Genomic DNA, 19,721 nt, shown 5'->3' with positions numbered 1-19,721 from the left:
GTGACGCCCTATGCCTCGCGCGCTGCCGTCATCGTCGCCCGTGCCTGCGTCACGGCCGCGATGCTGTTCGCCGCGGGCGCGCCGCCATCCCTTGCCAGCGTCATCGGCCGAAGTGAGGACGAAACGCTCGCGCTCGGCGGCGCCGCGGTCCGTCCTTACTCGCTCACGCTGAATGGCCTTCGCCTCGATGAACCGACACTGGCCGGCGCTTCCAGGGACGGCCTGTTCATCCTCCGCGATAGTCTCGTGAAGCTCGGCCTGCGGATCCCGCCGGCCGCCGTCTTCGCGCTCGATGGCGAGGAATTCGTCCGGGTCGCCGCCGTGCCGGGACTAACCCTCGTCGGCGATCTCGACGGCGAGGAACTGCGCCTTGCCGCGCCCGCAACGGCCTTCCGCGGCACCCGCTACGCCCGCCCGGCGGGAACGGGTCCGCCACCGCTGAGCCCGATCGTCCCCGCCGCCATCCTTGGCTACGACCTGACGCTTGCAGGCACTGGAAAAGAAGCCCGGCTCGGCGGCCTTTTCGATCTCGGCCTGTCGGGCGCATGGGGAGTCGCTTCGACCGCGGCGCTGCTCCGTCCGGGCGATCTTCGTCCGGTGCGGCTCGAGACGCGCTTCCACCGCGACTGGCCCGGACAGCGCGTGCGGATGATTGTCGGCGATGCCGAAACGCGCGTGGGCGAGAGCGGAAGGGCAGCGCGCTTTGCCGGTCTCTGGCTCGGTACCGACTTCACGCTCGATCCCACCGATCCCATCGCGCCGGCGCCCTTGCTCGAGGGCGATGCGCTCGTCCCTTCGGCGGTGGAATTGCTGAGCGCGGCCGGGCGGCAGCAGGTCGAGATTGCCGCTGGACCGTTCCAGATCGAGGCACCCCCGTCGATCAACGGGGCTGGCGAAGTGACGCTTGCCCTGCGCGATGCCACCGGCGCGGTGCGGCAATGGCGTCAGTCCATTTACAACAGCGAACGGTTGCTGAGGCCGGGTCTCCTGGATTTCTCGCTCGCAGCGGGGTTTCTCCGGCAGGATTTCGGCGTCCGCAGCTTCGCTTATGGCGAGGGCTTCGTCGCCGCCCGCGCGCGCCGCGGGCTGACGCCATGGCTGACGCTTGGCGGGCGCGGCGAGGCGAGCGGCTCGACCCTGCTCGGCGGCGCAAGCCTCGACCTCCTCGTGCCGCGCCTGTTCGAGGTCGGGCTCAGCGGTGCCGTCTCGACCAGTGAGGGTGAGCAGGGCACTTCCTGGCGCGTGCAGGCGCAGCGCATCGGCCCGGGCTTCTCGCTGACCGCAAGCTATGAACGGGCGAGCCGCAACTATGGCGAGATCGGCCTTCCGCGACCGGGCAGCGCCCGCCACGAACTGACGCTTGCGGGGTCGCTGTCGCTCGGGTCCGCGGGCGAACTTCGCGCAAGCTATATCGACGCGCGCCTGTCCGCCGACACGCGCTATCGCCTCGCGCTCCTCGGCTATTCCGCCACGTTGGCCGGGTTTAATCTTCTCGCCAGCCTTCGTCCGGACCTCGGCAGGGACAGCGACGGCGGCTTCTTCCTTTCGGTCAGCCGAGCACTCGGACCCCGCCGGAGCGCGTCGGTGGCGGTCGAGCGAAACATCGTCACTGCCGCCTTCCAGCAGCAAGGCGAGGAGGGCGGCGACCAGACCTTCGGCGTCGCCGCAAGCCATTGGAACGGGCGCTCGCGTGTCGACGGCTTCCTCCTCGCCCGGGGCCCCACTGGCGAGGTCGAATTCGCGGCGAGCATCGGGAATGCCGGCCTCGACTGGCGCGCCACTGCCCGTGGCGGCGTCATTGCGGTCGATGGCCGGCTGGTCGGAACCGCGCGGCTGCAGGACGGACTGGCATTGGTTGAGGTCGCAGGCGACGCGCCGATCGCGCTTTTCCAGGAGGGGCGGCGCCTTACATCCCTCGCGGGCGAGGGTCGGCAAATCCTCCTTTCCGACCTTCGGCCCTACAGCGCCAATCGGATCGGGATCGATCCGGCCATGCTCCCGCCCGAGGTCGCAATCGACAGCGACGAGGCGATGGTGGTGCCGGGCTACCGGCAGGTCGCACGCCTTTCGTTCGGGACGAGCGAAGCCGCGTCGCCGCGTACCTTGCGGCTGATCGACGAGGCGGGAAGGCCGCTGCCGCCCGGTCTTGCGGTGACGATGGATGGCGCGAACGTCGGTCCGACCGGGAACGGCGGGGAGGTTTTCCTCCCCGGCGGAACGACCGGCGGGCGTATGCTCATCCTCGGCGAGACCGTTCGCTGCAGTGCCGAGCTCCGTCCGGACACGCAGGCGCCGATCCGATGCATCCCCCTCACGAGCAAGACGGAGCCACCCCGATGAGAGCCGCCACCATCCTTCTCGCGCTCGGCCTCGCCTCCCTCGCGACACCGGCCACGGCCTGCACCTTGTGCAGTTGCACCGCCTCCACCACCGCCGTCAGCTTCGGCACCTACGACCCCGTCTCGGCCAGCGCGCGCGATGCGACGGGCGCGGTGCAGGTCGATTGCACGGGCGTGGTCTCGCTGTTCGGAACGGTCGACATCCGTGCCAGCGCGGGAGGCTCGGGCAATGTCCTCGAGCGGCGCCTGTCGCGAAGCGGGGCGACCCTGGCGTACAATCTGTACGCCGACGCCGCGCGGACCCGGATCTTCGGCGACGGAAGCAGCGGCACCAGCACGCTCTCGGCGCCGCTCAACGGCCTCCTCCTCTTCAGTACGAGCGTGCCCGTCTACGGACGCCTGCCGGCCGGTCAGTGGGTCGCAAGCGGGACCTACACCGACACGGTGGTGATCACCGTCGTCTACTGATCGTCGACCGGCGCGTCTGCCTTCGACACCAGCGCGCTGATCTTCGCCGCCAGCGTTTCGAGCGAAAAGGGCTTGGTGATGAGCGACATGCCCGGTCCGAGGAATTCGGTCAGCGTGGTCGCATGCTCGGCATAGCCGGTGATGAAGAGGATCGGCAGGTCGGGTCGGTGCTTGCGGGCCTGGTCGGCAAGATCGCGCCCGTTGATCCCGGGCATTCCGATGTCCGAGATCATGAGATCCAGCCGCTCGCCCGAGCCGAGATGGTCGAGCGCCGCGGCCGGATCCCCGATCTCGATCGCCTCATAATCCAGTTCCTGGAGCACCTCGCGCACCAGCATCCGGACCGCGTCCTCGTCCTCGACGATCAGCACCCGTTCGCCCGCCCCGCGGCGCACCGGTGCTGGCGTCGGCGCCGGCGCCGACAGATCTTCGCGGGTGGCGGGCAGGTAGAGACGCACCGTCGTCCCGCGCCCGACATGGCTCTCGATCCGTGCGCTGCCGCCGCTCTGCTGCGCAAAACCATAGACCATCGACAGCCCTAGGCCGGTGCCCTGGCCAGCGGGCTTGGTCGTGAAGAAGGGGTCGAACACTTTTGCAAGCGTCTCGGGCGGAATGCCCGTGCCGGTGTCCGACACCGAGATGACGACATGCTCGCCCGCGCTGCCCTCGGCCGGCTCCGCGCGCGCTTCGATACTGAGATCGCCGCCCTCGGGCATGGCGTCGCGCGCATTCACCGCAAGGTTCAGGATCGCATTCTCGAGCTGGTTGGCGTCGGCCAGCGCATGGGGAAGATCGGCGTCGCAGTCGACCTTGAGGCGCACCGTCTCGGGCAGGGCATGGGTCACGAGCTGCGCGACATTGGTGATGAGCTCGTTCACCGCGATCGGCTTGGGATCGAGCGGCTGGCGGCGCGAGAAGGCGAGCAGCCGGTGGGTCAATGAGGCCGCCCGCTCGGCCGAGCCAAGCGCGGTGTCGAGATAGCGCTGGAGCCCGTCGAAGCGGTCCTCTGCAATCCGCCGGCGCATCATGTCCAATGACCCGATGATGCCCGTCAGCATGTTGTTGAAGTCGTGCGCGATGCCGCCCGTGAGCTGTCCGACGGCTTCCATCTTCTGGCTCTGGCGAAGCGATTCCTCGGCGCGTTCGCGATCGGCGACCTCGGCCTTCAGTCGCGTCAGCGCCTCCTCAAGTTCGCCGGTTCGCGCGCGGACCTGCTCCTCGAGATGGTCGGCGGCATGGGCGAGCGCCTGACGCTGGCGATAGAGGTCGACGAAGACGCTGACCTTGCCGCGCAGAACGTCGGGCTCGATCGGCTTCTGGATAAAGTCGACGGCGCCCGCTTCATAGCCGCGGAAGCGCCGGTGCGTGTCGCCGCTACCGGCGGTCACGAAGATGATGGGAACGCGCCGGGACCGCTCGTTGCCGCGCATGAACTCGGCCAGTTCGAAGCCGTCCATGCCGGGCATCTGCACGTCGAGCAGCGCCAGTGCGACATCATTGGCGAGCAGCAGTTCGAGCGCTTCCTCGCCCGAGCGCGCGCGCAGGAAACGGATATCGTCCGACCGCAGCAGCGCCTCGAGCGCGAGGAGGTTCTCGTCGAGGTCGTCGACGATCAGCAACGGAATGGGGGCGGTCGGGTCGATCATCGGCTTCCAGATGTGAGCAGGTAGTCGCAGATGGCGTCGAGCGATAGCGCCCGGGCCGCGGAGCAGCGGGCAAGGGCGGCCGCCGGCATGGTCGAAACGAAGGCGGTGGCGGGATCCTCGACGATGACCGAGCCACCCGCCGCCTCCACCGCCGCCGCGCCGCGGGCGCCGTCTTCATTGGCGCCGGTCAGCACGATCGCGAGAAGACTCGGCCCGAAATGATCGGCCGCGCTTTCGAACAGGACATCGATAGACGGCCGCGAGAAGAGCACCGGCTCGTCCGCCGACAGCGCGATGCTTCCGTCGCTCTCGACCAGCAGGTGATAGGCCGGCGGAGCGAAATAAACGGTGCCGGGCGCGATCTTTTCCTTGTCGTCGGGCTCGACCACCGGGACCGCGCATTTGGCCGCAAACAGGGTGGTGAGGCCGGACGGGGCGGCCGGCACATGGACCACGATCAGGATCGGCAGGGCAAAATCGACCGGCAGGCGGGGAAGGATTTCGGACAGCGCCTGGACCGCGCCCGCCGACGCGCCGATCACGACGGCCGAAGGCGCGGTTGCGGTCACTTGTCGCTCCGCTGGTAGATTTTCTCTTCGCGGACGAACTCCGTGAAGGCGTCCGCATGGTCGGAGAAGCGCAGCGTCTCCTTCGAGCCAAGGCCGAGGAAACCGCGCCGGCTGAGCGAATCCCTGAACAGCCCGACCGCTCGGTCCTGAAGCGGCCGATCGAAATAGATCATGACGTTGCGGCAGGAAACGAACTGGCACTCGGCGAAGACTTCGTCGGTCACGAGGCTATGGTCGGAGAAGACCACCTGCGCGCGCAGCTTCTTGTCGAACACCGCCCGTCCGTAGGCGGTGGCATAATAATCGGCGAGCGACGACTTGCCGCCCGAACGCTGGTGATTGCGGGTAAAGGCCGCGATCCGGTCGAGCGAATAGATCCCGCTCTGCGCCGCCTCGATCGCGCCCGGATTGATGTCGGTCGCGTAGATGAGCGTCCGGTCGAGAAGCCCTTCCTCGTGGAGCAGGATGGCGAAGCTGTAGACTTCCTCGCCGTGGCTGCATCCCGCGATCCACAGCTTCAGGCTGGGATAGGTGCGAAGATGCGGCACGACCTTCTCGCGGATCGCGCGGAAATAGCCGGGATCGCGAAACATCTCGCTCACCTGCACCGTCAGATAGTCGAGCAGCCGCCCGATCAGTTCCTCGCGATGTAGCAGCGCCTCTTGCATCGCCGAGATGGTCGGAAAGCCAAGCTGCTCGCACGCCTGCCGCAACCGGCGCTTGATCGACGCCCGGGCATAATGGCGAAAGTCGTAATGATAGCGGAGGTACAGCGCGTCGAGCAGAAGCTGGATCTCGATGTCCTCGACCGGCTCGGCCGGATCATGCTTCATCGCGGCATCCAGACCCGGACCAGCGACAGCAATTTATCGACGTCGAGCGGCTTCGCCATATAGTCGTTCGCGCCCGCCGCGAGGCATTTTTCCTGGTCGTCGGGCATCGCCTTGGCGGTCAGCATGATGATCGGAAGCTTGTCCCAGCTGCGCTCCTGCCGGATCTTCCGGGTCGCCTCGAGCCCGTCCATCACGGGCATCATGACGTCCATCAGGACGAGATCGATCGGCGAACCGGCGTCGGCCTTGGCAAGCGCGTCGAGCGCTTCCTGCCCGTTGCGGGCGATCTTCACCTTGGCCCCGCGCGGCTCGAGGATGTTGGTCAGCGAATAGACGTTCCGGACGTCGTCCTCGACGACGAGGATCGTCCGGCCCTCGAGCAAGGCATCGCGATGCCGCGCCTGCTGGATCATCTTCTGCTGCTCGGGCGGAAGCTCGGACACCACCTGGTGGAGGAAGAGCGTCACCTCGTCGAGCAGTCGCTCGGGCGATTTCGCGCCCTTGATGATGATCGAGCTCGAATAGCGGCGCAGCCGTTGCTCGTCCTCCTGGCTGAGGTCGTGACCGGTATAGACGATCACCGGCGGGAAGCTGTGCTCGCCGTCGTCGCTCAGCGTCTCGAGCAGGGAATAGCCCGAGGCGTCGGGGAGGGTGAGGTCGAGGACCATGCAGTCGAAGGTCTGCTCGCTCAACAGCTCGAGGCATTCGGCGGCGGTGCCGACCCCGACGGTCTCGATCTCCGGTCCCGCCAGCAGCTTGCCCACCGCCTCGCGCTGGAGCGGGTCGTCCTCGACGATGAGCACGCGGCGCATCGTCCGGGTCAGCTGCGCCTCGAGCGTCTCCAGCGCGTGCGCGAGATCCTCGCGCTTCACCGGCTTCACCAGATAGCCCATCGCGCCAAGCGAGAAGGCCGTCTGCGTCTGGTCGCTCGCCGAGATGACGTGGATCGGGATGTGCCGCGTCGCGTCCTCGCGCTTCAGTCGGTCGAGCACGGCAAGGCCCGACTGGTCGGGAAGGCCGAGATCGAGCACGATCGCGCTCGGCTTGTGCTCGCGGGCAAGCTCGAGCGCTTCCTCGGCGGTTCCCGCGACCAGGGTCTGGAAAGACGCCTCGCGCGCGATGTCGCGGACAATTCCCGCGAAGGTCCGGTCGTCCTCGACGATCAGCAGCACCCGGCGGGCGCCGGCGAGCTTGTCGCGATCATCGTCGAGCGGCGCGGCGCGGACGGCGCGCTTCTTGGGCGACCGCTTCACCGGCATGGCGAGCGACGCCGTGGGGGAGGGCGAGGCCGCCCGCGGCTCGGCGCGGGCCGGGACCAGCGCCGGATCATATTCGAGCGGAATGGTGACGGTGAAGCGGCTGCCTTCGCCGGGCGTGCTCTCGAGCGTGATCGCCCCGCCGAGCAGCCGGGCCAGTTCGCGCGAAATGGAGAGCCCGAGCCCGGTCCCGCCGAACTTGCGATTGATGGCGCCATCGGCCTGGCGGAACGCCTCGAAGATCGCCTGCTGTTGCTCGGGCGCGATGCCGATGCCCGTGTCCGATACCGTAAGCGCGAGCCGATTGTCGGCCGCAGGCGCGATCGTCAGCGCGACCCTGCCTTCCTCGGTGAACTTGAAGGCGTTGGCGAGAAGGTTCTTGAGGATCTGCTCGAGTCGCTGGCGATCGGTCACGATGCCTCTGGGCGCGTCCTCGGCGAGCTCGATCTCGAATGGCAGGTCCTTCTGCGCCGCGATCGGGTCGAAGGTCCGCTGAAGGTCCTTCACCAGCCGCGACAGCGACAGCTCCTCGGCGCGCACGTCGACGTGCCCGGCCTCAATCTTGGAAAGGTCGAGGATGTCGTTGATGAGGTTGAGGAGATCATTGCCCGAGGCCTGGATCGTCCGCGCATATTGCTCCTGCTCCTCGGTAAGATTCCCCATCGGATTGTCGCCGAGGAGCTTCGAAAGGATCAGCAGCGAATTGAGCGGCGTGCGCAATTCGTGGCTCATGTTGGCGAGGAAGTCGGACTTGTACTGGCTCGCCTGCTCGAGCTCGCGGGCCTTCAGCTCGACCGCCGCGCTCGACCGGGCAAGGTCGTCGCGCTGCCGCTCGAGCAATTGCGACTGCTCCTCGAGCTGCGAATTGGTCTGCTCCAGTTCGACCTGCTGTTGCTCGAGCCGGACCGCCGATTCCTTCAGCGCCCTCCCTTGCTCCTCGAGTTCCTCGTTCGAGACCTTGAGCTCCTCGCTCTGGACCTGCAGCTCTTCCGACTGGCGCTGGGTTTCCTCGAGCAGGGTCTGGAGCTCGGTCCGGTATTTCGCCGAACGAAGCGCGATACCCGCCGGCGCGCTGATCTGGTCGAGGAGGTCGAGCACGCCCACATCGACATCTTTCAGGAAACCGAGCTCGACCACGGCATTGACCCGCCCGTCGGCGCGCAGCGGCGCGATGACGAGATGGCGCGGACGGTCGCTGCCGAGCGCCGACCCGATCGACAGATAGCCCTCGGGCACCTCGTCGAGGACCATCGCCTTGTCCTCGGCGGCGACCCGGCCGAGCATCCCTTCCTTGAGCTTGAAGGTGGTCGGCACCTTGGCTTCCTGCGGCACGCCGAGCATGGCCATCCGCTCGAACGAGCCATGCTCGCCCTTGAACAGGACGCTGGCCTGCGCCCCGACATAATTGGTCAGATAGTCGAGGATGTCGCCGCTCAGCTCCTTGACGCTCTTGTCGCCGAGCATGGCCTGGCCGAGCCCGACCTCGCCGGCCTGGAGCCATTGCTGGCGCTGCCGCGCGATCGCGCTGCGATGCGTGAGGAAGCCGATCGCAAGGGTCAGGATGACGCCGAGCAGGCCGGCGAGTATCGCGCTGAAGGTCGCGGTCGCAAACGCCGCGTCGCGCTCGGCGAGCCGCGCCTCGCGGGTCTGCCGCTCGTCGGTCCGGAGCTGCGCGATCTGCCCGCGGATCATGTCCATCTGCGCCTTGTCGCGATCGGTGCTGATGATCGCGAGCGCGGCCGGAAGGCCCTGCGAGCGGCGGACGACGATCGAGCGCGCAAGGTCGGCGAGCTTGGCTTCGAGCCGCGGCCGGAGCTGGCGGAGATTGGCCATCTGCGTTGCATCGCCGCGCTCGAGCTGTTCGAGCGAGCGCAGCGTCGCCATCGCCCGCGTCTCGGCGTCGCGATAGGGCTCGAGATAGCTATCGTTGCCGGTCAGCAGGTAGCCGCGCTGTCCGGTCTCGGCGTCCTGCATCGCCGAGAGGAGGTCGCCCAGCCCGGTGATGACTTCGTGGGTCCTGGTGACACGCTCGGTCTCGGCGCGGACCGCCTGGATATTCTGGTAGGTGAGCGTGCCCGTGATGAGGAAGAAGACCAAAGCGGCGACGACGCCGACGATGATGCCGAGGCTCGGTTTGGCCTCGAGGCCGTCGTCACGATTGAGCTTCATTGCTTGCGCCAGATCCCGTTTGATTACCGGTGGGCGTTCCCGCTTTCATGCTTGGGCGTCCAAGGCAACCCGGAACATTGACCCGTGTCATCCCAGCGCACGGCAACAGCACCCGCTGACGCGGTCAGATCTTGCATGATGTCGAAGGGAAGAATGGTGGACGCACTAGGGCTCGAACCTAGGACCCGCTGATTAAGAGTCAGCTGCTCTACCAACTGAGCTATGCGTCCATGCCGTGAGGCAAAGCGCTCGGCCGCCTCGTTGAAGCGGGGGCGCGGTCGGGCCTTTAGCGGTGGCTCGCGGACCGCGCAACCCCTTTAACTCAAGGTCGAGCGAGTTCTTTGCTGCCGCTCGAAGCTCATCAGCAGGCCAAGGCAGATCATCACGGTCATCACCGCCGATCCGCCGTAGCTGATGAGGGGCAGGGGAATGCCCACCACGGGGGCGAGGCCCATCACCATCAGGAGGTTGATCGCGAAATAGCTGAAGAGCACGGTGGTGAGGCCGGCGCAGGCGAGGCGGGCGAAGCGGGTGGTCGCATTGGCGGCGACGTTGAGGCACCAGCGGATCACCAGCAGGTAGGCAATGATCACGATCGTGCCGCCGAACATGCCCCATTCCTCGGCGAGGGTGGCGAAGGCGAAGTCGGTATGGCCCTCGGGCAGATACTGGAGGTGGCTCTGGCTGCCCTGGAGGTAGCCCTTGCCGAACAGCCCGCCCGAACCGATCGCGATCTTGCTCTGGGTGATGTGATAGCCCGCGCCGCGAAGATCGCTTTCGGGGTCGAGGAAGATGTCGATCCGCTTGCGCTGATAGTCGTGGAGCAGGAACTCGTAGATGACCGGGATAGAGGCCGCGACGAGGGTCCCGGGGATCAGGAACCACCGCAAGGGCACGCCCGCCAGGAACATCACCGTCACGCCGGCGAAAACGACCATCAGCCCGGTGCCGAGGTCGGGCTGGAGGATGACGAGCCCCGCCGGCACCCCGATCAGCGCCGCCGCGGGCCAGATCGCGCGCAGCGACCGCATGTCGCCCGCGGGCAGGAGGTCGTAGAAACGCGCCAGCATCAGCGCGATCGCCGGCTTCATGAATTCGGACGGCTGGAGGCGGATGAAGCCGAGGTCGAGCCAGCGCTGTGCGCCCTTGCCGACGAAGCCGAGCATGTCGACCAGCACCAGCATGATCACGATCGCGATGTAGATGGGGATGGTGAGCTGCTTGATTCGCTGCTCGCGGACGTTCGACAGCGCGACCGCCAGGGTCATGAAGACGCCGAAGGCCATGCCCTGGCGCAGCGCCCACGGCTCGATCGAGCCACCGGCCGCCGAATAGAGGTTGATGAGCCCGAACAGGCCGATCCCGCTGATCAGGAAGATCAGCCGCCAGGGCAGGCGGGCGAGGGGCTGGGGGATGATCGCGCTCGAGATCATGCGCTGGCCTTCTGCGCGGCGGCGACGGCGCGGATCATCTCGGCCTGCCGGGCAGTGCGCTCGGCAAGCGTTCCGCCCCAGCTCTTCTCGAGCGGCTCGAGCGCGGCCCAGGCCTTCTGCTGGTCGAACAGATAGGTCATCGTGTCACGCACGATGGGGGCCGCGGTGGCGGCGCCGAAGCCGCCATGCTCGATGATGCAGCCGATCGCGTAGCGCGGCTTGTCGGCCGGCGCGAAGGCGATGAACAGGGCGTGGTCGCGAAGCTTCCAGTTGCTGTTGGCGACCCCGCGCTCGGTCAGCCGAAAGACCTGCGCGGTGCCCGTCTTGCCGGCCATCTGGACCCCGTCGAGCGGAAGCTTGGAGGCGACCGCGGTGCCGCGACCGTTGACCACGGCGGCCATCGCGCTGCGGATAATCGCCAGCTGCTCGGGGTCGGCGCCGACTGGCTCGGCGGGCTTCCTCGGCGCATTCATCAGCAGCCGTGGCTGGACCAGCTTGCCCGAGGCGAGGCGCGCCGGCATCACCGCCAGCTGCAGCGGATTGATCAGCACATAGCCCTGACCGATCGAGGTGTTGGCCGAATCGAAGCCCTGCCACTTGCGCTTGTACTTGCGCATCAGCCACTCGGGATTGGGCATGGTGCCGAAACGCTGCGTCGTCAGCGGCAGGTCGAATTCCTGGCCGTAGCCGAGGATATTGACCATTTCGGTCGTCAGCTGCGGATCGGTGCGCAGGCCCATCGCCCAGAAATAGGTGTTGCAGCTGCGCTCGACCGCCGAGTGCATGTCCATCGAACCATGGACGGCGTCGCAGCGGAAGTAGCGGTTGCCGACCCGGAGCCCGCCCGGGCAATGGACCCGCTGGCGCGGATCGACGCCCTGCTTGAGGAAGGCCAGCGCCATTGCCGGCTTGATCGTCGATCCCGACGGATAGAGCCCCTGCGCGACCTTGTTGAGCAAGGGCAGGTGGTCGTTCTCCGACAGCATCTTCCACTCGGTGCGGCCGATCCCGCTCGAGAAGCTGTTGGGGTCGAAGGCGGGCATCGACACGAAGGCGAGGATGTCGCCGCTGTCGACGTCGAGCGCGACCAGCGCGCCCGATTCCTCGCCCATCCGCCGCGCCGCAAAGTCCTGCAGCCCGGCATCGATGGTAAGCTGGACCGCCTCGCCGCTGCGATCGGGCTTGGGGTCGAGCTCCTTGACCAGCCGGCCGCCGGCGGTGACTTCGATCCGCTGTCCGCCGGGCTCGCCGCGAAGATTGGGTTCGAGCACCTTTTCAAGACCCTGCTTGCCGATCTTGAAGCCGGGGGTGAGGAACAGCGGGTCCTTGTTCTTCTTGTAATCCTCGGCCGAGGGCGTTCCGACATAGCCGACGAGATGCGCGACGGCGGGGCCGGTCGGATAATAACGCGAGAAGCCGCGCGAGGCCTGGACACCGGGCAGCTCGGGCAGCCGCACGGTGATGGCGGCATAGCGCTCGTAGGGGACGTTCTCGGCGACCTGCACCGGCTGGTAGGTGCGCGCGGTCGCCAGCTCGCGACGGATCCGGTCGACCTCGTCGGGCTCGAGCGCGAGCAGTTCGGTCAGCAAGGTGACCGTCCTGTCCTTGTCGGTCACCTGCTCGGGAATGATGTCGACGCGAAAGTCGCTGCGGTTGATCGCGATCGGCTTGCCCGCGCGGTCGACGATCCAGCCGCGCCGCGGCGGCACGATGATCAGCTGGACGCGATTGTCCTCGCTGAGGAGGTTATATTTCTCATTCTCCTTGATCGCGAGCCAGCCCATCCGGCCGACCAGCGTCCCGGCGATGGCGATCTGGGCGCCGCCGACGACCAGCATCCGGCGCGAGAAGACGAGATCGGCCTGGACCTTGGTGAAGCGGTTCACAGCCCCAGCCTCCAGCGGTCGAGCCGGCTCGCGGTCCAGGCGGCGATGGGGAAGGCGAGGACCGAGATGGCGATGGCGGGGAGGATCACGACGAGGTCGTAGCGCGCGCCCATGGCGGCATCGACCTCGCGCCGCGCCAGCGCGGCCAGGGTGACCAGCGCCGCCGCGATCAGCCACTCCAGCCAATAGTCGCGCCACATGGTGCGCCGGTCGAGGAGGTCGATGATGATCATCGCCGCCGTCCAGGTCGCGACCGAGAGGCCGATCGGGAGACCGAGCACGAGGTCGTTCCACAGCCCGAGCGGCGCTGCCCACCAGGCCGGGATGACGTCGCCGCGAAGCAGGCGCCAGGCAAGCAGGAGGAGAAAGCCCGTCTCGGGCATCCAGCCGACTTCGGCGACGATCGGCAGCAGCGGCAGCAGCGAGGCCAGCGCCACCGAGATGGCGGGCAGGCCGCGCGCCATCCGCATCGGCCGACGGTCGAGCGGATTGGGCCGGCCAAGCGCGGAACGGACCATCGTCTAGCGCTCCGCCTCCGCCGCCGGGGCGGTCTCGGGCAGCGCCGCTTCCTCATAGGCGCGCTCGACCACGGCGAAGCTGACATTGGCGGGATCGGCCATCGGAATGGCGATCGCGCCATCGTCGTCGAGGCGGAGGACCCGCGCGACCGGAACGTTGGGCGGATAGAGGCCGCCGGTGCCCGAAGTGACGATGATGTCGCCCGGGCGGAAAGGATTGCGGCCGACCTCGAGCGGACGGACGTCGATGGTGCCGTCGCCGCGCCCGGTCGCGATCACCGGGAGATTGCCGCGAAGCAGGCGCGAGGGCACGATGTTGGCCCGGTCCGAGACCAGGAGCACGCGCGAGGCGAGGCGCCCGGCGTCGACCACCCGGCCGATCAGCCCGGCCGCGGCGCGGACCGGCATGCCGACCGCCACCCCGTCACCGCTCCCGGCCGAGATGACCGCGAAGCGCCGCTCGCTCTCGAGGCTCGAGCCGACGATCCGGCCGCTCGCGACTGCGACCACGGTCCGCTCGCGAAGCGCCAGCGCGGCCTTCAGCTGGGCATTTTCCTGGAAGATCGCACGGGCCTGGATCGACTGGCGGCGGAGCGCCTGATTTTCCTTGCGCAGCGCGCCATTCTGCCGTGCGGCGTCCCAGTAATTGCCGGCGCCGCTGATCAGCCCGCCGACCGTATCGGTGACGCTGCGCAGCCCGCCCGTCACCGGCGCGGTCACGTCGAGCGCCACTCCGCGCACGCTCGCATAGGTCGCCGGAGCGACCAGGCTCAGGGCCAGCAACCCGAGGCCAACCAGCAACCCGGCGATGGCCGCCAGGAAGCTGAAGAACAGGCCATATTGCGCCCGCCTCGACCAGCCCGGGCGCGCGCTTGTCGGCGGCGCCACTATCTACCTCCCGATCAGGCGGTCTGGAGAACGCCGCGGAACTGCTCTTCCTCCAGCGCGCGGCCGGTGCCGAGCGCGACGCAGGTCAGCGGATCCTCGGCGACCGTCACCGGCAGCCCGGTCTCGTCGCGCAGCACCTCGTCGAGGCCCTGCAGCAGCGCGCCCCCGCCGGTAAGCACGATGCCCTGGTCGCAGATGTCGGCGGCAAGCTCGGGCGCGGTATTCTCGAGCGCGATGCGGACGCCCTCGACGATCGTGCCGACCGGCTCCGACAGCGCTTCGGCGATCTGGCCCTGATTGATCGAGATTTCCTTGGGCACGCCGTTGACGAGGTCGCGGCCCTTGATGTGGACCGTCTTGCCGATACCGTCGACCGGCGGCTTGGCGATACCGACTTCCTGCTTGATCCGCTCGGCGGTGGCTTCGCCGATCAGGAGATTGTGGTTGCGGCGGACGTAGGAGGAGATCGCCTCGTCCATCTTATCGCCGCCGACGCGGACGCTGGTGGTGTAGGCGAGGCCGCGCAGCGAGAGGACCGCGACTTCGGTGGTGCCGCCGCCGATGTCGACGACCATCGAGCCGACCGGCTCGGTCACCGGCATGTCGGCGCCGATCGCGGCCGCCATCGGCTCCTCGATCAGGTAGACGGCCGAGGCGCCGGCGTTGCTCGCGGCGTCACGGATGGCGCGGCGCTCGACGCTGGTCGAGCCCGACGGAACGCAGATCACGATCTCCGGGAAGCGCAGGCTGCGCAGCTTGCCGCCGCCGTGCACCTTGTGGATGAAGTGCTTGATCATCTGCTCGGCGACATCGATGTCGGCGATGACGCCGTCGCGCAGCGGACGGATCGCCTCGATCTGGTCGGGGGTCTTGCCCATCATCAGCTTGGCGTCTTCGCCGACAGCCTTGACCTTCTTGATCCCGTTGATCGTTTCGATCGCGACCACCGACGGCTCGTTGAGAACGATACCCCGTCCGCGCACGTAGACGAGCGTATTCGCCGTCCCGAGGTCGATCGCCATGTCGTGGCTCATCCACTTGAACCAGCGCGTCCAGAACATCCCGCTCGCCACCTTCCGCCCAAAAAGTGTTCAATGTCAGCGGCGTAACAACTTATGAATCCGAGTGAAACGCAGTGCCTCGCCGCCGCCCGGCGATTGGGCTAGAGCCTCCGCCATGTCAATAAGAAGGCTGCCTTCGCATCTGGTGGACCGGATCGCCGCCGGCGAGGTGGTGGAACGTCCCGCGAGCGCGCTGAAGGAACTGGTCGAGAACAGCCTGGACGCCGGCGCGAGCCAGGTCGACATCCGCCTCGGCGGCGGCGGCCTCGACCTCGTCGAGGTGAGCGACGACGGAGCAGGAATGGCGCCCGAGGAGATGGCGCTGGCGATCGAGCGTCATGCGACGTCCAAGCTCCCCGACGAGGCGATCGAGCAGGTGTCGAGCTTCGGTTTTCGCGGCGAGGCGCTTCCCTCGATCGCGTCGGTTGCGCGCTTCACGCTCGACAGTCGGGTGCGGGGGCGCGACGGATGGCGGCTGGAAATCGACCATGGCGTCCGGATCGGCGAGGGGCCGGCGGCGCTTCCGCCCGGAACCCGGGTTCGGGTCGAGGGCCTGTTCGCCAAGGTCCCGGCCCGCCGCAAGTTCCTGCGCAGCCCGCGCTCCGAATATGCCGCCTGCCTCGACATCGTCCGGCGGCTGGCCATGGCCCGCCCGGACGTCGGCTTCACCTTCGAGCATGACGGCCGCCGGATCCTCTCGCTCCAGCCGAGTGGCCTTCCCCAGCGGGTCGCCGAGCTCCTCGACCGCGGGCTCGCCGAGCACGGCCTTCCGATCGATCTCGAGCGCGGCCCGCTGCAGCTTGGCGGGGTGGTCAGCCTGCCCACCTTCACCCGTGGCGCGGCCGACCAGCAATATCTCTTCGTCAATCGCCGCCCGGTGAAGGACCGGCTCCTGGTCGGGGCCCTTCGCGCCGCCTACCAGGACCTCATCGCCCGCGACCGCGCACCGATCGTCGCCCTGTTCCTCGAGCTTCCCGGGAGCGAGGTCGACATCAACGTGCACCCGGCCAAGACCGAGGTCCGCTTCGCCGATCCGCAGGCGGTCCGCGGGCTGATCGTCGGCGGCCTCCGCCAGGCGCTCGACCAGGCGGGCCACCGCAGCGCCGCCCGGACTCAGGCGGCGGCCCCGGTCCATTGGACGACCGAGCTCGACCAGCCTCCGCCTTCTCGGAAAGGCGGCGACCTTGGCGGCTATGCGTCGCACGCCTGGCCGGAGGCGCCTGCCTATGCGCCGACAGGCGTGCGGGAGGCGCAGCATCTCTTCAGCGCTGCGCCCGCTGGCCGCGCCGAGCCAGCTGTCGCGCCCGTCCCCGACCATCCGCTCGGGGTCGCTCGCGGCCAGGTCGCCAACACCTATATCGTCGCCGAAGCCGAGGACGGCCTCGTCATCGTCGACCAGCATGCCGCGCACGAACGGCTGGTGCTCGAACGGCTGAAGGGCGCGGCCGGGAAGGGCGGCGTCGCCGTCCAGGCACTGCTGCTCCCCGAAGTGGTCGAGCTCGACGAGCCCGATGCCGACCGGATCGAGGAAGCGGCGCACGAACTTCATCGCTTCGGACTGGAGGTCGAGCGTTTCGGTCCGGGCGCGATCCTCGTCCGCGGCACGCCCGCGCCGCTCGGCCGCTTCGACATTGCCGGGCTGGTCCGCGACCTCGCCGCCGAGATCGCCGAACTTGGCGGGCCGCAGGCGCTCAAAGCCCGCCTCGACCTCCTCGCCGCGACCTTCGCCTGCCACCATAGCGTCCGCGCCGGGCGAACCCTTTCGGTGGCGGAAATGAACGCTCTCCTGCGCGAAATGGAGGTCACGCCCCACAGTGGCCATTGCAACCATGGTCGCCCGACCTGGGTGAAGCTTGCGCACGGCGATATCGAGCGCCTGTTCGGCCGCCGCTAAGCTCTTGAAATCACGTCGGACGAGGCCACCTTCTTCGCTATCGTCAACAAGTGAAAGGAGGTGGTCAGATGTCTCATTGCTCCAAGTCGGTGAGCCCTGCCTCCAGTCGTGAGGTTCTCGGCCTGTAGGGCTCGGTTCACCGAGCAAGGCAATGCGGAAAGGCCGTCGGAGCTTAGGCTTCGGCGGCCTTTCTCTTGTCGAGCTGCGGCGTTCCGACGGTCAGCCAGGCCGCCGCGCCCGCCGCGACGCAGATCACCGCGGCGATGAGCAAGGCGGTATGGAACGCGCTGACCAGTGCCTCGCCCTCCGCCGCCAGCACCGCGCCGAGCAGTGCCGTCGCGATCAGCCCGCCCGTCCGCGCCACCGCGCTGTTGAGCCCGCTGGCGGTACCCGCGTGGCGCTGGTCGACCGAGGACAGGACCGTGCTCGTCAGCGGCGCGACCGCGAGCGCCATGCCGCTTGCCAGCACGAGAACCGACGGAAGCACGTCGACGACATAGCTTCCTTCCGCGCCGATCCTCCGGGCAAGGATCAGCCCGGCGGCGACCACGAGCGGGCCGGCGCTTAAGGGCAGGCGTCCGCCGATCCGCGCCGCGACCTTGCCCATGATCGGCGACAGGACGGCGATCACCACGGCGAGCGGGGTCAGCGCGAGGCCCGCCTGGAGCGGCGAATAGCCGGCCGCCTCGATCAGCACGTAGGGTAGGAGCAGCATCACCGCGCCGAAGGCCCCATAGAGGAGGAAGGTCAGGAGATTGGTGCCGACGAAGCAGCGATTGCCGAACATGGCGAGCGGCATCATCGCCCCGTCGCCGCGGCGCGCCTCGACCCACAGGAACAAGGCGAGCATGGCGATCCCTGCCAGCATTAGTCCGGTGATGACGGGATCAAAGGCGAGCTTCACCGACCACAGGGTGAGGCCGTAGGTGATTCCGAGGAGCCCGAGCGTGGCGAGCAGCGCGCCCGGATAGTCGGTCCGCGCGGCGTCCTCGTTGCGGCTCTCGGCGGCGAACCTGGCGCCGATGAGGATCGCGCCGCCGGCGAGCGGCAGGTTGATGTAGAAGATGGCGGGCCAGCCGACATGGTCCACCAGCCAGCCGCCGATCAGCGGGGCGATGGCGGCGGCGCCGGCACCGGCCGCGGCCCAGATGCCGATCGCCTGCCCGCGCTTCTCGCCCTCGAAGGTGGCGTTGAGGAGGGCAAGGCTGTTGGGAAGCAGCAGCGCCGCGCCAATCCCCTGCAGCACGCGTCCGGCGAGCAGCAGGCCAAGGCCCGGCGCCAGCGCGCAGAGAAGGGAGGCAGCGGCGAAGATGGCGGTCCCGCTGATCAGCAGGCGCTTGCGGCCGTAGCGGTCGCCAAGCGCGCCGCCGAGCAGGAGCAAAGCGGAGAGCGGGAGGAGATAGGCGTTCACCACCCACTGCACCTCGCTCGCACCGGCGCCGAAGCTGCTCCGGATCGCGGGCAGGGCGACATTGAGGACCGAGCCCTCGACGAAGCTCAGGCTGGAGGCGAGGATGCAGGCGACGAGCGTCCAGCGCGCGTGCGCCGGATGGGTGCGGGAATGATCGTCGGCGGCCTCGCGATGGTCGGTCATCCCCCCGCAACCCTCAAGAGGCGCTTCGGTTCAGTAGCCGGCCGACCGCGCGGCGGGCGGCGAGGATCAGCCACAGGCTGAGGAGGACCAGGATCAGCGCGACCAGTGCGGCGGCGATGGGATTGGCGATGGCGAGCGCGAGGAGGCCGGCGGTGGCGACGTCCTCGCCGGCCGAGACGGCGATGTTGCTGAACGGCTCGGGGCTGGCGTTGACCATCGCCCGGGCGCCCGCCTTGCCGGCATGGGCGACGAAGGCCGCGCCGCCGCCCAGGAGGAAGGCCGCGACCTGCCAGGCGGGGTCGCCGGGGTCGACGATGGCGAGCGCGAGGAGGGCGCCGCCGAGCGGCCGGATCGCGCTGTTGATGCCGTCCCACAGGCTGTCGATGAAGGCGATCTTGTCGGCGAAGAATTCGAACAGAGCGGCGGCACCGGCGATCACCAGCACCCAGGGGTTGGCGAGCACGTCCAGCGCGGCGAGCTTGTCGGGGAGGTCGATCCACCCCAGCCGCATCGACAGGCCGGTGACGAAGGTCACCAGATAGAGCCGCCACCCCGCCAGCAGGCTGGTCGAGGCGGCGAGCGCGAGCAGTTCGACCCCGGTCATGGACAAGGAGGCTAGGCCGCCCCGCGCCCCCCGTCCACCGGCAGCGAAGTTGACGAAGTTGACACACTCCGCGCCCTCGCGCCGCCCGGCCTTCCCGAAGCGCCCAGGCCGGGCGCAAAGGAAGATACGAACCGTTCCGGTTCCTTATGTCAAGCGCTATCCTACATTTCAAGCCGCCCGAAGAAGGCTCAGTCGGCGCGCTCGTCCCGGACGTCGGCCGCCGCGCCCTTGCGGAGGCCGTCGCGCATCTTGTGGAAGGCGATCGCGATCAGCACCAGCATGACGAAGCCGGTGAAGGCGTGGGCGAGGATCGCCTCGACATAGGCGCCATAATCCTCGTCGGCGCGGACGACCCCGCTGTAGCGGCGAAGCGGCGGCACGACCCCACTGGTGATCCCGTCCCAGGCATCCTGGAAGCTCGACGCGGCAATGGCGAAGAGAAGCAGCATGACGCCGATGGTCAGGTAGAATTGCTTGCGGCCGCCCTTGGGCGCTGCGGGACGATCGGGCCTTGCGTCGCGTGACATGGAGACGTCCCTAGCACGGGCGCGTTAAGGAGCGGT

15 protein-coding genes and 1 tRNA gene are annotated in these 19,721 nt (G+C 68.3%); 3 read left to right on the top strand and 13 right to left on the bottom strand.

Annotated elements, in window-relative coordinates; translation table 11 throughout:
* Both AC4GYU_RS11600 and AC4GYU_RS11595 read left to right on the top strand, forming a co-directional pair.
* A complete protein-coding gene (locus tag AC4GYU_RS11600) occupies positions 1 to 2,340 on the top strand; it encodes a fimbria/pilus outer membrane usher protein (RefSeq protein WP_491087108.1) in 2,340 nt (779 codons plus the stop codon).
* On the top strand, positions 2,337 to 2,807 hold the full coding sequence (locus tag AC4GYU_RS11595; protein WP_491087107.1) for a Csu type fimbrial protein: 471 nt from the start codon (positions 2,337 to 2,339) through the stop codon (positions 2,805 to 2,807). The genes AC4GYU_RS11600 and AC4GYU_RS11595 overlap by 4 nt, the downstream gene beginning before the upstream one ends.
* On the opposite strand, the gene AC4GYU_RS11590 is transcribed toward AC4GYU_RS11595, so the two are convergent.
* From AC4GYU_RS11590 to AC4GYU_RS11545, 10 genes are all read right to left on the bottom strand, one after another.
* On the bottom strand, positions 2,801 to 4,453 hold the full coding sequence (locus tag AC4GYU_RS11590; protein WP_491087106.1) for a response regulator: 1,653 nt from the start codon (positions 4,451 to 4,453) through the stop codon (positions 2,801 to 2,803). The genes AC4GYU_RS11595 and AC4GYU_RS11590 overlap by 7 nt on opposite strands.
* Positions 4,450 to 5,022 carry a chemotaxis protein CheB gene (locus AC4GYU_RS11585; RefSeq protein ID WP_491087105.1) on the bottom strand — a complete coding sequence of 191 codons (573 nt, stop codon included), beginning with the start codon at positions 5,020 to 5,022 and terminating at the stop codon, positions 4,450 to 4,452. Before AC4GYU_RS11585 ends, AC4GYU_RS11590 begins: the two co-directional genes overlap by 4 nt.
* Complete coding sequence (locus tag AC4GYU_RS11580; RefSeq protein WP_491087104.1) at positions 5,019 to 5,855, bottom strand: CheR family methyltransferase; 837 nt, start codon at positions 5,853 to 5,855, stop codon at positions 5,019 to 5,021. The genes AC4GYU_RS11585 and AC4GYU_RS11580 overlap by 4 nt, the downstream gene beginning before the upstream one ends.
* Positions 5,852 to 9,280: a response regulator gene (locus AC4GYU_RS11575; protein WP_491087103.1), complete on the bottom strand. Its 3,429-nt coding sequence runs from the start codon at positions 9,278 to 9,280 to the stop codon at positions 5,852 to 5,854. The genes AC4GYU_RS11580 and AC4GYU_RS11575 overlap by 4 nt, the downstream gene beginning before the upstream one ends.
* Positions 9,281 to 9,434: 154 nt before the next feature.
* Positions 9,435 to 9,510 (bottom strand) — tRNA-Lys (locus tag AC4GYU_RS11570).
* A gap of 87 nt (positions 9,511 to 9,597) precedes the next feature.
* Positions 9,598 to 10,713 (bottom strand): rod shape-determining protein RodA, encoded by a 1,116-nt coding sequence (gene rodA / locus AC4GYU_RS11565; protein WP_491087102.1) that lies wholly within the window; start codon positions 10,711 to 10,713, stop codon positions 9,598 to 9,600.
* Positions 10,710 to 12,599, bottom strand: coding sequence for a penicillin-binding protein 2 (gene mrdA, locus AC4GYU_RS11560; protein ID WP_491087101.1), 1,890 nt, complete (start codon positions 12,597 to 12,599; stop codon positions 10,710 to 10,712). The genes rodA and mrdA overlap by 4 nt, the downstream gene beginning before the upstream one ends.
* Complete coding sequence (locus tag AC4GYU_RS11555; protein WP_491087100.1) at positions 12,596 to 13,117, bottom strand: rod shape-determining protein MreD; 522 nt, start codon at positions 13,115 to 13,117, stop codon at positions 12,596 to 12,598. The genes mrdA and AC4GYU_RS11555 overlap by 4 nt, the downstream gene beginning before the upstream one ends.
* Before the next feature lie 3 nt (positions 13,118 to 13,120).
* On the bottom strand, positions 13,121 to 14,005 hold the full coding sequence (locus AC4GYU_RS11550) for a rod shape-determining protein MreC (RefSeq protein ID WP_491087099.1): 885 nt from the start codon (positions 14,003 to 14,005) through the stop codon (positions 13,121 to 13,123).
* 14 nt (positions 14,006 to 14,019) lie between these two features.
* Positions 14,020 to 15,066, bottom strand: coding sequence for a rod shape-determining protein (locus AC4GYU_RS11545; RefSeq protein ID WP_491087098.1), 1,047 nt, complete (start codon positions 15,064 to 15,066; stop codon positions 14,020 to 14,022).
* Positions 15,067 to 15,181: 115 nt separating this feature from the next.
* Between AC4GYU_RS11545 and mutL the strand changes: the two genes are divergently transcribed.
* Positions 15,182 to 16,960 (top strand): DNA mismatch repair endonuclease MutL, encoded by a 1,779-nt coding sequence (gene mutL / locus AC4GYU_RS11540; protein WP_491087097.1) that lies wholly within the window; start codon positions 15,182 to 15,184, stop codon positions 16,958 to 16,960.
* A 172-nt stretch (positions 16,961 to 17,132) separates the two neighbouring features.
* On the opposite strand, the gene AC4GYU_RS11535 is transcribed toward mutL, so the two are convergent.
* From AC4GYU_RS11535 to AC4GYU_RS11525, 3 genes are all read right to left on the bottom strand, one after another.
* Entirely contained in the window at positions 17,133 to 18,554 is a 1,422-nt protein-coding gene (locus AC4GYU_RS11535; RefSeq protein WP_491087096.1) for an MFS transporter, read from the bottom strand.
* Positions 18,555 to 18,567: 13 nt separating this feature from the next.
* Entirely contained in the window at positions 18,568 to 19,158 is a 591-nt protein-coding gene (locus AC4GYU_RS11530; protein ID WP_491087095.1) for a DUF4126 domain-containing protein, read from the bottom strand.
* A 188-nt stretch (positions 19,159 to 19,346) separates the two neighbouring features.
* Entirely contained in the window at positions 19,347 to 19,685 is a 339-nt protein-coding gene (locus AC4GYU_RS11525) for a hypothetical protein (protein WP_491087094.1), read from the bottom strand.
* Between the last annotated feature and the right edge of the window lie 36 nt (positions 19,686 to 19,721).

The organism is Sphingomonas sp. SP2 (assembly GCF_058313385.1).
The sequence above is the reverse complement of the archived record's forward strand: the minus strand, read 5'-3'. Positions and strand labels throughout refer to the sequence as shown.

Coding starts and splice junctions, on each gene's coding strand:
- AC4GYU_RS11545 (WP_491087098.1), bottom strand. CDS start 15,066: ATGTTCTGGACGCGCTGGTTCAAGTGGATGAGCCACGACATGGCGATC.
- AC4GYU_RS11555 (WP_491087100.1), bottom strand. CDS start 13,117: ATGGTCCGTTCCGCGCTTGGCCGGCCCAATCCGCTCGACCGTCGGCCG.
- AC4GYU_RS11575 (WP_491087103.1), bottom strand. CDS start 9,280: ATGAAGCTCAATCGTGACGACGGCCTCGAGGCCAAACCGAGCCTCGGC.
- AC4GYU_RS11535 (WP_491087096.1), bottom strand. CDS start 18,554: ATGACCGACCATCGCGAGGCCGCCGACGATCATTCCCGCACCCATCCG.
- AC4GYU_RS11580 (WP_491087104.1), bottom strand. CDS start 5,855: ATGAAGCATGATCCGGCCGAGCCGGTCGAGGACATCGAGATCCAGCTT.
- AC4GYU_RS11595 (WP_491087107.1), top strand. CDS start 2,337: ATGAGAGCCGCCACCATCCTTCTCGCGCTCGGCCTCGCCTCCCTCGCG.
- AC4GYU_RS11525 (WP_491087094.1), bottom strand. CDS start 19,685: ATGTCACGCGACGCAAGGCCCGATCGTCCCGCAGCGCCCAAGGGCGGC.
- mutL (WP_491087097.1), top strand. CDS start 15,182: ATGTCAATAAGAAGGCTGCCTTCGCATCTGGTGGACCGGATCGCCGCC.
- rodA (WP_491087102.1), bottom strand. CDS start 10,713: ATGATCTCGAGCGCGATCATCCCCCAGCCCCTCGCCCGCCTGCCCTGG.
- AC4GYU_RS11530 (WP_491087095.1), bottom strand. CDS start 19,158: ATGACCGGGGTCGAACTGCTCGCGCTCGCCGCCTCGACCAGCCTGCTG.
- AC4GYU_RS11590 (WP_491087106.1), bottom strand. CDS start 4,453: ATGATCGACCCGACCGCCCCCATTCCGTTGCTGATCGTCGACGACCTC.